Source organism: Acrocarpospora sp. B8E8, assembly GCF_039871605.1.
GTDB lineage: Bacteria > Actinomycetota > Actinomycetes > Streptosporangiales > Streptosporangiaceae > Acrocarpospora > Acrocarpospora macrocephala.
Window position 1 is genome coordinate 1 of sequence record NZ_JBDPLV010000012.1, and the last position, 13,380, is coordinate 13,380.

The 13,380-nt window shown below is 66.8% G+C and carries 14 protein-coding genes and 1 pseudogene; 7 read left to right on the forward strand and 8 right to left on the reverse strand.

Translation table 11 applies throughout. The features are described 5' to 3' along the window. Positions 1 to 240 precede the first annotated feature (240 nt). The 3 genes from ABGB08_RS13440 to ABGB08_RS13450 all read left to right on the forward strand — a co-directional run bounded on the left by ABGB08_RS13440 (position 241) and on the right by ABGB08_RS13450 (position 3,087). Positions 241 to 516, forward strand: a complete 276-nt coding sequence (locus ABGB08_RS13440) for a helix-turn-helix transcriptional regulator (protein WP_347589951.1) — start codon at positions 241 to 243, stop codon at positions 514 to 516. A 531-nt stretch (positions 517 to 1,047) separates the two neighbouring features. After that, positions 1,048 to 2,427 carry an IS607 family element RNA-guided endonuclease TnpB gene (gene tnpB, locus ABGB08_RS13445; protein WP_347589953.1) on the forward strand — a complete coding sequence of 460 codons (1,380 nt, stop codon included), beginning with the start codon at positions 1,048 to 1,050 and terminating at the stop codon, positions 2,425 to 2,427. Positions 2,428 to 2,442: 15 nt separating this feature from the next. Further along, positions 2,443 to 3,087, forward strand: a complete 645-nt coding sequence (locus ABGB08_RS13450; protein WP_347589955.1) for a DUF1264 domain-containing protein — start codon at positions 2,443 to 2,445, stop codon at positions 3,085 to 3,087. A 188-nt stretch (positions 3,088 to 3,275) separates the two neighbouring features. Here ABGB08_RS13450 and ABGB08_RS13455 read toward each other — a convergent pair whose 3' ends face one another. Beyond that, positions 3,276 to 3,434: a DUF6461 domain-containing protein gene (locus ABGB08_RS13455; RefSeq protein ID WP_347589957.1), complete on the reverse strand. Its 159-nt coding sequence runs from the start codon at positions 3,432 to 3,434 to the stop codon at positions 3,276 to 3,278. Positions 3,435 to 3,708: 274 nt separating this feature from the next. On the opposite strand from ABGB08_RS13455, the gene ABGB08_RS13460 reads away from it, so the two are divergent. The 3 genes and pseudogenes from ABGB08_RS13460 to ABGB08_RS13470 form a co-directional block, all read left to right on the forward strand. Next, positions 3,709 to 4,872 (forward strand): DUF2157 domain-containing protein, encoded by a 1,164-nt coding sequence (locus ABGB08_RS13460; RefSeq protein WP_347589959.1) that lies wholly within the window; start codon positions 3,709 to 3,711, stop codon positions 4,870 to 4,872. A 100-nt stretch (positions 4,873 to 4,972) separates the two neighbouring features. Continuing rightward, the gene (locus ABGB08_RS13465; protein ID WP_347589961.1) at positions 4,973 to 5,458 is read left to right on the forward strand and encodes a GDYXXLXY domain-containing protein; all 486 of its coding nucleotides are present in this window, start codon (positions 4,973 to 4,975) and stop codon (positions 5,456 to 5,458) included. A gap of 12 nt (positions 5,459 to 5,470) precedes the next feature. Beyond that, positions 5,471 to 6,037: pseudogene (locus ABGB08_RS13470) on the forward strand (transposase family protein); the annotation flags it as partial. A gap of 250 nt (positions 6,038 to 6,287) precedes the next feature. On the opposite strand, the gene ABGB08_RS13475 reads toward ABGB08_RS13470, so the two are convergent. Continuing rightward, entirely contained in the window at positions 6,288 to 7,151 is an 864-nt protein-coding gene (locus ABGB08_RS13475) for an NAD(P)H-binding protein (RefSeq protein WP_347589963.1), read from the reverse strand. Then, complete coding sequence (locus tag ABGB08_RS13480; RefSeq protein ID WP_155360162.1) at positions 7,138 to 7,506, reverse strand: VOC family protein; 369 nt, start codon at positions 7,504 to 7,506, stop codon at positions 7,138 to 7,140. Before ABGB08_RS13480 ends, ABGB08_RS13475 begins: the two co-directional genes overlap by 14 nt. A gap of 63 nt (positions 7,507 to 7,569) precedes the next feature. Between ABGB08_RS13480 and ABGB08_RS13485 the strand changes: the two genes are divergently transcribed. After that, entirely contained in the window at positions 7,570 to 8,028 is a 459-nt protein-coding gene (locus ABGB08_RS13485) for a MarR family transcriptional regulator (RefSeq protein ID WP_347589965.1), read from the forward strand. Positions 8,029 to 8,605: 577 nt separating this feature from the next. Here the strand turns inward: ABGB08_RS13485 and ABGB08_RS13490 are convergent. The 5 genes from ABGB08_RS13490 to ABGB08_RS13510 all read right to left on the reverse strand — a co-directional run bounded on the left by ABGB08_RS13490 (position 8,606) and on the right by ABGB08_RS13510 (position 13,327). Next, a complete protein-coding gene (locus ABGB08_RS13490) occupies positions 8,606 to 9,421 on the reverse strand; it encodes a maleylpyruvate isomerase family mycothiol-dependent enzyme (protein ID WP_347589967.1) in 816 nt (271 codons plus the stop codon). Between the two features lie 110 nt (positions 9,422 to 9,531). Continuing rightward, positions 9,532 to 11,511 (reverse strand): MDR family MFS transporter, encoded by a 1,980-nt coding sequence (locus tag ABGB08_RS13495; protein WP_347589969.1) that lies wholly within the window; start codon positions 11,509 to 11,511, stop codon positions 9,532 to 9,534. A gap of 3 nt (positions 11,512 to 11,514) precedes the next feature. After that, positions 11,515 to 11,685: a hypothetical protein gene (locus ABGB08_RS13500; protein ID WP_347589971.1), complete on the reverse strand. Its 171-nt coding sequence runs from the start codon at positions 11,683 to 11,685 to the stop codon at positions 11,515 to 11,517. A 73-nt stretch (positions 11,686 to 11,758) separates the two neighbouring features. Continuing rightward, positions 11,759 to 12,703, reverse strand: a complete 945-nt coding sequence (locus ABGB08_RS13505) for a Ppx/GppA phosphatase family protein (protein ID WP_347589973.1) — start codon at positions 12,701 to 12,703, stop codon at positions 11,759 to 11,761. A gap of 69 nt (positions 12,704 to 12,772) precedes the next feature. Beyond that, the gene (locus ABGB08_RS13510) at positions 12,773 to 13,327 is read right to left on the reverse strand and encodes a CGNR zinc finger domain-containing protein (protein ID WP_347589975.1); all 555 of its coding nucleotides are present in this window, start codon (positions 13,325 to 13,327) and stop codon (positions 12,773 to 12,775) included. Between the last annotated feature and the right edge of the window lie 53 nt (positions 13,328 to 13,380).

Consider the following 13,380-nt stretch of genomic DNA (forward strand, 5'->3'; position numbering starts at 1 on the left):
ACGCGATTGGCGCGTTACGCCTGCTCAACTTCACCAACATCGCCGATGGAACCCGATGGGCACGCGACAACTTCGAACACCCACTGATCGCTCTCGGTCTCACGATGTGAGAACGCATTCAGCCCTGCTCTGGGGGTACCCCCGACCTTGACAGCACGGCATGATAGGAGAAAGGCGAATTACGAGCACCCAGCGTTTACAAACCCCCGCGAGCCGAGATGTAACGAGAGGTAACGCGCGATGGCCAGCAACGGCGGCAACGCCCGCATGTTCTTGACACGAGAATTACGGCGCGCCCGCGAGGCGAAAGGCATGACTCGCCTAGCACTGGCCAAAGCGTTCTATGTAAGCGAAAGCCTGATCAAACAATGGGAAACCGGACGTCGCATCCCCACGACCGAGGACATGGAGAAACTTGACGAGTTGTACGGCATGGCCGGTGTGCTCGTCAGGTTCCGCGAAGATTTCGTCAAGGCAGCGGTACCGCTCGATTCTGGGTACTGTTCCCGCTGGTGATTCTCTACTACGGCTCACTCTTCCCTCTCCGGATTCGTCAACGACGTCCTCACCAGCGCCCGACGTCGACTGGGCCGCAAACCCACCGAGAAATACGTCGGAGTCATCTTCGTCTGCGTGCTCATCGCCTTGGTCGTCGCCGAAGTCGCATTGTTCAGAGCCTTCTTCGGGCTGCTGTTCGATTGACCAGGTTTGGCTGGTAGATCACCCCCGGTCGGGGTACAAACTGCTGCTCGGTTCGCCAGCGTTTATCAGTCCGTTTCGGCTTCCCGACTGTGGCGGGGTGACCGGCTCGCCTGGCGTGGAGTTGGTCGGCGGACCAGAGCAGGGCGGGGCCAGGCGCCCACCTTGACGGGTTGCGGGACCTCGGAGCGTTTGCACGGGTTCTCGAGGGTGCGCCAGGCGATCCCCAGACGGGCGCACGCGTCTTTCTTCGCTGCTCAGATGGCCGCCAATCACAACCACCCTGATAAACTGTAGTCACTTGTTCACCATGGGTATACATGGGTTTGCCATAGTTGGGGAGGGTTGATGCAGGTCGTTCACGCCTACCGGTACGCGCTCGACCCGACCCCGCGCCAGGAGCGTATGCTCCGCTCCCACTGCGGTGCCGCCCGCCTGGCCTTCAACTGGGGTCTGGCGCGGGTCAAGGCCAATCTGGCCCAGCGGGAGGCCGAACGCTCCTACGGCATCCCCGCCGCTCAGCTGACCCCGTCCCTGTCCTGGTCGATGTATTCGCTGCGCAAATCGTGGAACGGGGCCAAGCAGGAAGTGGCGCCGTGGTGGGCGGTGAACTCCAAAGAGGCCTACGCCTGCGGTCTGGACCGACTCGCCACCGCGTTGACGAACTGGAACGAGTCCAGGAAAGGCACTCGTAAGGGCCCGAAGGTGGGCTTTCCCCGATTCCGGTCTAAACGCAAGAAGGCGATGTCGGTGCGGTTCACCACCGGAGCGATCCGCCTGCACGGCCGCACCCACGTGGTGCTGCCGGTAATCGGGCGGGTCAAAACCCACGAGTCCACGCGCAAGCTGGCCCGCCGGGTCGAGGCAGGCACCGCACAGATCCGCTCGGCCACCGTCCGGCTCGAGGCCGGGCGCTGGCTGGTCTGCTTCTCCGTCCAGGTCGAACGCGCCACCACGACGGCGTCCCGGCCGGAGGCGGTGGTTGGGGTGGACTTGGGCGTCAAGACCTTGGCCGTCTACTCCGACGGCCGCCCGCCCACCGCCAATCCCCGGCACCTGGCCGCCGCCTCACGCAAACTCCGCCGCCTGTCCCGGGCGGTCTCCCGCAAACAAGGCCCAGACCGGCGTACCGGACAGAAACCGTCCGGCCGGTGGCGAAAGGCCAATGCCGCCCGTAACCGGATCCATCACCGGGTGGCCACGCTGCGCCGCGATGCCATCCACAAGCTCACCACCGGCCTGGCGGGCGAGTACGGCACGCTCGTGGTCGAAGACCTCAACATCGCCGGGATGGTGAAGAACCGGCGGCTGGCCCGCGCGATCTCCGACGCCGGGTTCGCCGAGATCCGCCGCCGACTCGCCTACAAAACCGAGTGGAAGGGCGGCCGGCTGGTGGTGGCCGGCCGCTGGTTCGCCTCCAGCAAGACCTGTTCCGGATGCGGCGCGGTGAAAGCCAAACTCGCCCTCTCCGAACGCACTTTCACCTGCGCGGATTGCGGCTTGGTCCTGGACCGGGACGTGAACGCGGCGCTCAACCTGGCTTCCCTGGTGAAGCACACCGTCGCCGGGAGTGGCCCGGAGACGACAAACGGACGTGGAGCCGACCATAAGACCCCGCCTGCCGGGGCCGGTGGCTGCGAAACGTCTACCCCGCACCGGGCACCGCCCAGACCAGACGGGGACCTCCGCCCAGCAATGGACGGAACACTGAGAGACACTGAAACTTAGTGAACGGAATACCAGATGAACCGTCAAGAAGCCGACAAGGTCATGGGCCCGATCAGTAATCATGACCTCTTCTTCTGCGGCTTCCACGTTGCCAAGAACAACCCCGAGGTCCAGGTGACCACCATGCACTACTGCGGGATGCGGGGCGAAGGCGACCACGGAATGCACCAGTGCCTCCTGTACGACTCGGTCGGCCCGGGAGCGAAGCTGCTCGGCGTCGAGTACATCGTGTCCGACAAGCTTTTCCGCTCCCTCCCGGACGAGGAGAAGAAATACTGGCACCCACACACCTACGAGGTGCTCGGCGGCGGACTGGTCGCCCCGGTCATGAACCACCAGGAAGAAATGGACTTCATGACAAACCTGCTCACCACCTGGGGCAAGACGTGGCACACCTGGCCCGACCCGACGACCCCGCTGCCGCTAGGCGAGCCGCTGCTGATGTGGTCCCTGACCGGCGACGGCCAGTCGAACCTGGAACTGGTCGCCGAGCGGGACAAGCAGTTCGGGGTGTCCACAGCGAAGGTCCAGGCGGAGCGGGTCGAGGCCATCGGGTACGAGGTGCCGCAGGTGCCACCGCCGAAGTCCGTCGCAACCATCGGCCGGCAATGGACGGCCACGGGCGAGGACAGCCCGACACCCCGGAAGAAATCCTCTTAGTGCTCGAGCGAACCTGGTAAAGCTTGTCGCCGGTGATTGTGGCCCACGCAGTGAAGCTTTTTCATCCTGATAGCCCGGTACAGCAGGTCCGCGCAGAACAGTGCCCCCGGTGAATCTCGCAGGAGCTTGTAGCGGAGTGACCCACCGGCTGCGGCTAGCCCGCGGGGATCACAGACGATGGATCCTGCTCACCCCCGTTCGGGGATGGCTCCGCATAGGTAGGTAGACCCCTCCAGCGGCTCCGGCGTCAGCGTGATTTCGGTGAGACGCTCGGCCAGGAGGAACGCCGGCCCGTCGCTGGGGTGGGTGTGCCTGTAGTCGGAGTCGATCCGCTGCATGGTCTCCACGACCTCATCCGGACAACAGACCATCGCCGCAGGTCCGCGCCATGTCGAGGCGTTCACGCTGCTTCACAGCTGATGGTCCGCCTTCGAGTTGGTCCTCCCCGGATGGGTCTGAAGTACGCGTTCGTACTGAGTATCCGTACTCAGTACTCGTTTCCTGCATTGCGCAAGACTTGTATCAGCGACAACGCGGAGGTGGCGGATTGTCCCCCTGGCCTGGCGGGTCGTCCGTCTCCTGAGAGGCACATTTTCGCGTGCGGGGCGAGGGAGGAAGAGCATGATGGAATCTCCGCAGCGGGTTCCTGCTCGGCGCCTGGCCTGGCTACGTCATGAGCTGGCCCGATGGCAGGCCGGGGGCGTCATCGACGAAGGCACGGCACGGCGCATCGAGGCCGGATACGTCCCCGGCCGGAGGCTCAGCCTGGAGAGGCTGGTGCTGCTGCTCGGCGGCGGCTTCCTCGGCGTCGGGCTGATCTGGCTGGTCTCGGCCAACCTTGACCAAATGTCACCATGGGTCCGATTCGCGGGCATCACGGTGATCTGGATCGCCGCAGCCGTTGCAGGCGAAACCGTACCCCAAGAGGGCGGCCGTCAGGCGGCCAGGCTGGTCACCGTGCTCGCCGGGGGAGGGGTGATCTTCCAGGCGGCGCAGAGCCTGCAGGTCCCCGCCTACACCTCCAGCCTGCTCGGCGTGTGGGCGGTCGGCGCCTTGGCGTACGCGTACGCTGCGGCAGCCTGGGGCCCGCTTGTCATGGCCTTGGTGATCGCATCAGCGTGGTACGGCTGGCTCGTCGGCGAGCAGAGCGGCGGCGCCGGCGCGATCGCCGTCGGGCTGCTCGCCGCCGGCGCGGTGGCGTCCGCCGTCGCGGCGCTCCACGATGGCGGGCGCCTGGCCCGCTTTGCCGGGCCGTGGCGGATGGCCGGGGTGGTGCTGGCGCTTTCCGGGCTGTTCGTTGCCGCCTTCCCCGGCGTGGGCGCGGGCGGCGCGTTCTGGTCGCCGGGGCTGTGGGCGGGACTGGCCGCCGCGGGAGCCGCCATCGCCGCCGCCGTCTTCCTGGCCGGCAGGGACGGAAAGCGGGAGGCGCTCGCACTCGCAGGCATGATCGGGGTGGCGGTGCTGCTGGTGACATGGACCCCGCGGGGCGACTACGGGTACACCGGCGGGTTCAGCGCCGAGCAGACGGCGCGGGCGGTAACCGGCACGCTGACCTACGTGCTGGCGGCCTCCTGGTTCGCCGTCGTCGCAGCCCGGCGTGATCTGTCCTACCTCGTCTACCTGGTGACCGCCGCGCTGGTGATCTTCGTCACCGTGCAGAGCTTCGCCGTCTTCCAGTCCCTGCTCACTGGGGCGGCGCTGTTCCTGGTCCTCGGCCTGGTGTTCATCGGCACGGGCTTCCTGGTGAACTACGGACGCCACCGCCTGATGGAGGCCACCCAATGACGGGTCCGGCCGAGCACCAGATGGACGATTTGACCACAGGGCGTCTGGGAGGAGCCCCGATGAACGGTGCCGACGCCAAGGCGTCTGGGAAGAGGATCCGATGAACAGCCGGTCGGTGTTCTTGTCGCGGCCGGTGCTGGTTGCCGCGGCCCTCGTCCTCCAGGCCGTGCTGCTCGTGGTGGCCGTGGCCCCACAACTGTCGGCGAGGGTGACCGGCTTGGAGTACCGGCTGGCCGTCGGCCCGGTCGACCCGATCGACCCGCTGCGCGGCGCGTACGCCCAGCTCAACTACCCCGGCCTGCCCAATGCCGACGGCCAGCGGCCAGGCCGGGTGTACGTCCCACTGGTGCGTGACGACCGCCTGTGGAAGGGAGCGGGCATCGTACGGCAGCGACCCGCGAGCGCCCCCTACATCGCCTGTGAGTCCTCAGGCTACGGGAGGCTGTCGTGCGGCATCGACAGCCTGTTCCTCTCGCAGGACAAGGCCGCGCGGGTGCAGGACGAGCTAGCGGGCGACCGTACGGCGGCCATCGTCAAGATCGATGCCAACGGCAACGCCGCCGTGGTGGGGTTGGCACCCCGCTGACCTCGCCTGGCGTGGCGGCGTGTGGAGGAGACCGTCGCGCTCCTGTCGGCGCGCTCGCCCAAGCTGCCCGCCGCGTTACGCAAGGCCAAGAAGGACGGGCTGCACCTGCTGGTGCTGGACGGCACCCTCATCCGCACCGACCGGGTGAAGGCCGACCGCCCGTACTTCTCGGGTAAGCACCGGGTACACGGCATGAACATCCAGGTCATCGCCAGCCCGGATGGCACCATCGTGTGGACGTCGGGGGCGTTGCCGGGCAAGACACACGACCTGACCGCCGCCCGGATCTGGGGCATCCTGCGCGCACTGGACCAGGCCGGGATCATCACCTTGGCCGATAAGGCATACCAAGGGGCGGAAACCGAGACGGTGATCACCCCGTACAAGGGCAAGAACAAGCCCGAATCACAGAAGCGGGCCAATCGGTCCCATGCCAAGCTCCGCGGTCCCGGTGAGCGCGCGAATGCCCAGCTCAAAAGCTGGCGCATCCTGCGGAAGCTACGGTGCAGTCCGTCCAAGGCCGGTCACCTGGTCAAGGCTATTGCCGCCCTTCAAAACCACCGAGTCGCCCAAGGATGAAAAAGGTTCAGTGAACCGCCTGACGGGTTTACCTTCCCCATAAGTTTCGTGCTCGGCGAGTAAAAAACCATCTCATCGCCAGGACGTGGCTGGCGAAGACGCGTGTCAGCACCGTGGTCCGCTTGCGTGAAGCCTCCCTGGATGGCCGCTTCAACGTGATCCAGACTGACGGTGTTGATCCAGAATCGCCGATCGGGAGAAGGGACGGCGCGAGCCGAGGTTGCCGACTCGCCCGCGCCGGCCCCACTGTTCACTCTGCCGTCAGTCCCTCAACAAGGCCGGTCGTTGGCCTGCCGAGGAGTCGAGAAAGATCGTCACCGACCCGAGCGAAAACCCCGGCAGCGATGGTTTCATCGAGACTTACCAAGAAGCCGGCCAGCTCGCCGTCCATCCCCGAGTTGATGAGCGCTACCTGCAACTCTTCGGGAGTGACAGGCTGGTAAGTGACCTCTCGCTCCAGCACGACCGACATCGCTTCGGCAATGTCAGCGTAGGTGAAGTTTGTGTCGCCGGAGAGGCTGTAAGTGACATTGCCGTGCCCATCTGTGGTGACAACGACGGCCAATGCCTCAGCCAGGTCCTTCCGGCTGGCTGCTGCAACGTCGGCGTCACCGGTCGCCGCGGCGAGAACGCCGGTGAAGCGGGGGCCTGCCAGCGCCTGAATGTAGTTCTCGATGTACCAGGTGTTCCGCAGGATCGTGTACGTCACACCGGAAGCGGTAAGAGCTTCCTCTGTCGCCCTGTGGTCCGCATTGATCTCGAACCGGTCATCGTCGGCTCGAACTCCGCTGGTGTAGTAGACGTGTCGGACATTCGCGTTCTTCGCAGCCTCGATGACCGACTCGTGCTGAGCAAGGCGATTCGGGTCGCTGCCCGAGATCAACACAATGTCAGAGTGCCTGGCAACCAGTTCTGCGACGCCGACTGAATCCGACAGATCGACGGCAGCAGTGCTGAACCCGGCGGAAGCAAGTTCCCCGAGGCGCAATTGATTCCGGCCGACCGCGGTGATCGTTTCGGGACTGATTCCCCGAGCGACTAGCGCGTCCAGGACGTGGCGACCGAGTGCCCCGGTAGCCCCAAAAACCAGGGTGCTCGCCTCAGGCGCGGTCATGGAGAGTGATCTGGTAGCCGTCGGGGTCGGCGAAGGTGAATGTCCGACCGAAGGGGCCGTCGATCGGTGCGGAGACGATGGTGTGACCGTCGGCGACGAGAGCATCGTGAATGGCCTGGACGTCTGTGGCGTGGAGCCAGATCGCGGCACCGATGCCGGGCTGAGCAACGGATGCGAGGTCGGTGCCGGGAACGACGTCGCGGAGCGCGAACGCGATCGGCTTCGTCTCGAAGACGACGGCGTGTGGGGGCCCGGCCTGCGAGCGAACGAGGCCGAGGTACTGCTCGTAGAACGCCTGCGAAGCGTCGAGGTCACGCGCTTGCAGCGAGATGAAGTCGGGGCCAATGGCGGGCAAGATGATGCTCCTTCACTTCGTGTCAGATTTCTGACACAGACCAATGTATGTCAGAATGCTGACATGAGTCAAAACGGTGTCGGCATCGACCTGGACAAATCACTGGGCTACCTGCTGAAAGAGGCTTCGAGCGCCCTCCGCGCAGCCATGGAAGAGGTGCTGCGGCCACTCGGGATGAGCGTGACGCACTACTCCTGCCTCGAACTGCTGGCTCAACGGCCGGGCTTGTCGAACTCCGAGCTCGCGCGGCGCGCGTTCGTGACACGGCAGTCGATGAACGTACTGCTCCAGGCTCTGGAACGAGAGGGCTACGTGACCAGGCCCGCGGAGGCGCCCGTCGGGAAGGTTCTTCCCACGCGGCTCACGCCTCGCGGCCGACGGAGGCTCGAGAAGGCGAGCGTAGCGGTCCGGTCCGTCGAGGTCAGAATGCTGGCCGGCATGACCGAGACCGAGCAGTCAGGCGCGTTCCGGATCCTGCAAAGCATGATTCATTCCCTGCGCGATGGCAACGACGGTGCATAGCTCGTTCCCCGGCGCACGTCTCGTCGCGCCCGGATAGGAGTGCAGCCGAGCATGAAACCGTGCGGACGGACCTCGGAAACCGACAGACCTCGACTACACCCTCTTCTGCGAAGAGCCCTCAATCGGTCGCCATCTGTGCTTGGTGACCTGGCGGTTCGAGGCTTCTCGTGCCAATTTCTGGGGCCTTCTCCAGGGCAGCTAGGATTTGCGATGGTTCCGCCAGCAAAGTCGGGTGATGCTCGATATAAACAAGCTCCCGCTGGGTTAGGTTGCGCACGTAGATCGTCCCAGAAATCTTCGCCAGAAGGATCGAGCCGACTTGGATTGACGCGTCGGAGGTCGCATCTTGTGCATGCGGAACGTGGAACTCCCGTCAGGGTTCGGAACACCGTGACCGGTAAGTCGGAGGCGACGAGGGCCGAAATCCTGGGGGGGGGGGGGAACCGAATGCCCAAGAAGCGCCGAAAGGCGACAGAAACCCCAGGCCGTTGCGATCGGCTCCCATACGAACGACGTTTCCGCAGCTCAGTGACCTGCCAGGCGTCACACCGGCAGGTCACGAAGCCGCAGGTCAGCGCTAGATGCGGAAGAACAGGTTGAGGAAGCGATTTGCCAGGTTCAGGTCGCCGCGGATCGTGCCGAAGTTTCCCCGGCCGAATGTGGTGAGGACCATGCTGGCCGCGTCGAACTCGATCACCGCGGGGAGGTCGCTGACGTCCCCAGGGGCGTACGCCATGCCCTCAGGGCCGATGTCCACGCGGAAGTCGCCGCCGTTGCGGCCGCCGATGCGCAGGCCCACCGAGAACGATGTCAGGTCGGCGTCGGCCTTGATCGTGTACTGCCAGAGGACCAGCATGAACGGCACCAGCAGGTCGGCGGCGTCGCCGGACATGGCGTGGTTGCGGCCGGTGCCCTCGCGGATGTCCCAGGAGTGCACGCCGAAGTCCATCAGCTGCCCGGCGGCGTAGAAGTAGGCGGGCACGGGGCCCATGTATGGATGAACCACGAGGAACCCGGTCCAGTCCTCGGGGCTGAGGTCGGTCAGGATGCGCTGCATCTTCTCGAAGTCGGTGCGAGCCCGGTCGAGCAGTTCCTTCTGTGTGGTGTTGCGGAACGAGATCGCCTGCTCGTTGACGCGGGCGCCCATCGCGGGCAGCCCGTACGGATCGTCGGCCTGTGCCCCGGCACGGGCCACGTCGAAGGCGGCGAAGTAGCCCTCGGTGGTGTCGACGAGGTGGGCGACGACGTCCCTGACGTGCCAGCCCGCGCAGGCGGTGGGGGCTTCCCAGGCCTCCTCGGGTTCCGCGAGAGCGAAGAATCGCTCGGCCTCCTCGCGTACCACCCGCAGGATGGTGTCTTTGCCTTCGACGCTGGTGGCGTCCCATTCGCTCATGTCAGGTCTCTTTCGCCTGGGGGGGCTGGCGGTGGGCCTCCCGGCAGGCGGAAACGCCTCCCCGTCGAGGCCAATTGAAGATTCAATCAAATCGGCGGAGATGTCAAGAGTTAGCCGGGGGCTTCGGAGTCGCAGCCGACGATCTCGGTGGCGAGGCGGGTGAGCAGGTCGGTGAGCTGGGGGTTGGCGTCGGGGTCCCAGCCGTCCAGGTGGCGGGCCAGCGCGGCCCGCCGTACGCCGATGATGCGCTGGGCCGCCTTCAGGCCGGGGCCGGTGATCACCAGCTGCGGCTCGGCGCGCTCGATCAGGCCGCGGTCGACCAGCGGCTGGAGGTACGGGATGCCCTGCTCGGCGGTGTATCCGGCGCGTTCGGCAAGGACGGCGCGGTTGATCCTGCCCTCGCGGGCGACCCGGCAGAGCGCCCAGGTGGTTCCGGCGGAGAAGCTGTATCCGGCCCGGCGGGCCAGGTCGGTGTAGAGGGAGACCGCGGCGGGGTCGTGGCGCATCAGGCGGCTGAGGGCGCGCTCGATCTCGGCCTGGGAGGAGTCGGCGCGGGGGCGGCCGTACCCGTCGCCCAGGTCGGAGCACGCCGTGCTGATGCTGGTGCGCAGGGGGACCTGGCGCAGGAACCAGGCGACGGCGAAGCCGAGGAGGGTGATGGGGGCGGCGTACAGGAAGATCGCGGTGATCGACTCGGAGAAGGCGTGCAGGATCCGGGCGGCGGCCTCGGTCGGCAGCCGAGCGAGGACCTGGGGGTCGCCCTGGATGAGCGTGGGGTCGAAGTCGAGCGGCAGGCGCTGGCCGCGCAGCGCGGTGGTGATGTGGCCGGCCAGCTGGCTGGCGAAGATGGAGCCGAAGACGGAGACGCCGAAGGAGCCGCCGATGGAGCGGAAGAAGATGACCGAGGAGGTCGCGACGCCGAGGTTGCGGTAGTCGATGATGTTCTGTACGGCGATCACCAGCACCTGCATGACCAGGCCCAGGCCCGCGCCGAGCACGAAGAAGTAGAGGCCGCAGAGCACCAGCGAGGTGTGCTCGTCCACCGTGTGCAGCAGCAGCATGCCGGCGGTGGCGACGGCCATGCCGAGGATGGGGAAGCTCCGGTAGTGGCCGGTCCTGCTGATCAGCTGGCCGGTGGTGATGGACATGCCGAGCATGCCGATCATCAGGGGCAGCAGGTAGAGGCCGGAGGTGGTGGCCGAGACGCCGTGCACGACCTGGAGGAAGAGCGGCAGGTAGGCCAGCGATCCCATCATGGCGAAGCCGGCGATGAAGCCGAGCGCGGAGCAGACGGTGAAAACGCCGATCCGGAACAGGTGCGGCGGCAGGACCGGCTCTGCGGCCTGGCGCTCGACGCGCAGGAACAGCGCCAGCAGCGCGACCGCGGCGGCGGCCAGGACGAGGATCACCGGGGAGTCCCAGCTCTGCTGGGTGCCGCCCCAGGTGGTGATCATCACGATGCAGGTGACGGCGGCGGTGAGCACGGCGGCACCGCGGAAGTCGATGCTGTGCGCGGTGCGGTCCGGCCGCCCGGGCAGGGTGGCGGTGATCGCCGCCAGCGCGACCAGGCCGATGGGCAGGTTGACGTAGAAGACCCAGCGCCAGGAGAGGTGGTCCACGAACAGGCCGCCGATGAGCGGGCCGACCACGCTGGCGAAGGCGAAGACCCCGCCGAACAGGCCCTGGTAGCGGCCTCGGTCGCGCGGGGCGACCACGTCGCCGATGATGGCCATGGCCAGCGCCATCAGGCCGCCGCCGCCCAGGCCCTGGAGCGCCCTGAAGAAGATCAGCTGGGCCAGGTCCTGGGCCAGGCCGCAGAGCGCGGAGGCGCCCAGGAAGATCGCGATCGCGAGCTGGAAGAGCCTCTTGCGGCCGTACTGGTCGCCGAGTTTGCCCCAGAGCGGTGCGGAGACGGTCGCGGCCAGCAGGTAGGCGGTGACCACCCAGGACAGGTGGTTGAGGCCGCCGAACTCGCTGACGATGGTGGGCAGCGCGGTGGAGACGATGGTCTGGTCGAGGGCGGCCAGGAGGAGGGTGAGCATGAGCGCTCCGATGATCACCCAGATGCCGCGATCAACCTTTCCCCCCATGGATCACAATGTCCCCACCCGGCCTTGTTTCATGCTTGATATCCGGTTTATGGAGATGCTGGCCGCGAAGATCGCCAGGCCGGTCAGGAACAGGATCGAGATCAGCAGTAACGCGATTGCCACCAGCGCGAAGACGACCGCCAGTGACAACAGCACGCCTGCGAACTCGGCCATTCGCCCTCCATGATCTAGGTCACAGGAGCGCTTGCCCGCTATGAATGGATAAATGCCTTACCTAGTGGCCAGGTCACAGCCTTACGCCCGATCCGGACGGCAGCACGTCCAGGCGGCGCAGGATCACACCCTCGCGCAGGGCCCACGGGCAGAGCTCTAAGGCGGGCAGGTCGAACAGGTCCATGGTGGCGTCGGCGACCAGCGCGCCCGCCAGCAGCTGGGGGGCGCGGCCGACGGAGACGCCGGGGAGGGAGTTGCGCTTGGCCGAGCTCATCTCGGCCAGGCGGCCGGTCCAGCTGGTGACGGCCTCGTGGGTGAGCGAACGTTTGGTGTAGGGGCCCTCGCTGGAGGGGGCGGCGCCGGCGATCCTGGCCAGCTGGCGGAAGGTCTTGGAGGTGGCGACGGTGTGGTCGGGCCTGCCGTACCGGATGACGCCGCCGACGGTGCGGCCGATCTCGGCGCGGATGTGGCGGCGCAGCGCGCGTACCTCGTCGGCGGGGGGCGGGTCGGCGGTGAACCAGTCGCGGGTCAGGCGGCCCGCGCCGAGCGGCAGCGAGACGGCGGTGTCGGGCTGCTCGTCGATGCCGGAGGCGATCTCGAGCGAGCCGCCGCCGATGTCGATGACCAGCAGCCGCCCCGAGGACCAGCCGAACCAGCGGCGCACGGCCAGGAACGTGAGGCGGGCCTCGTCGGCACCGGACAGGACCTGGATGTCGACCCGGGTCTCGTCCTTGATCTGGTTGAGCACCTCCTCGCCGTTCACCGCGTCCCGGACGGCGGAGGTGGCGAAGGCGACGAGATCCTCCACGCCCTTGTCCTCGGCGATGCGCATCGCCTCCCGGACGAAGCCGTGCAGCTGCTCGGCGCCCTGCGCCGACAGCCGATCACCGTCGAGATGCTCGGCGAGCCGCAGCTCGACCTTGTGGGAGTACGCGGGCAGCGGCCGGGCCCCCTGGTGCGCGTCCATCACCAGCAGGTGCACCGTGTTGGATCCGACGTCGAGGACACCTAGTCGCATGAAGGCGACGTTACCGCCTGCATATAACCGTTCATCCCGCCGTTATCTCTCCTTGATACCGGCGCGATCTCACGTTCGAGCCCGGAAGGCGGCGGTTTTCACCCGGTTCTGGCACGCGGTGGAACAGAACCGGCGGGTGCCGTTGCGGGACACGTCCACATAGACGCGGTCGCACCGGTCGGCCGTGCAGACGCCGAGGCGGTCGTGCAGCTCGCTGCCCAGCACGATGGCCAGGCCGGTCGCGCAGGACGCGGCGTAGTCGCCGCCGAAGGTTCCATCGGTGCCGTGGAAGTGCACATGCCAGGGTTCGCCGTCGTGGTGGGACAGGTGCGGCCTGGCCCGGGTGTCGACGAGCAGCCGGTTGAGCGTCCCGGCGGCGTGATCCAGATCACCCGCGGCCACGGCCTCGAAGACCACGCGCAGGTCCGGCGCGTAGCCCGCGAGCTCCGCCGCCTCCTCGTCGGTGACCTCCCGCCGCGCCCGCACCGCCTCGGCCACGGCCTCGCGCCGCTGCTCTCCCTCCGGAACCTGGTACGGCCTGCCGCGCCGTTCCCCCGGGGTGAGTACGTTCACCAAGGCCACCGCGATGGCCACGACCATGTCCGAGTGACTGTTGAAATTCACTTGACCAGTTACATCCTCTTTGTCTAGCGTGTGACTGTCGAAATGATAGACGA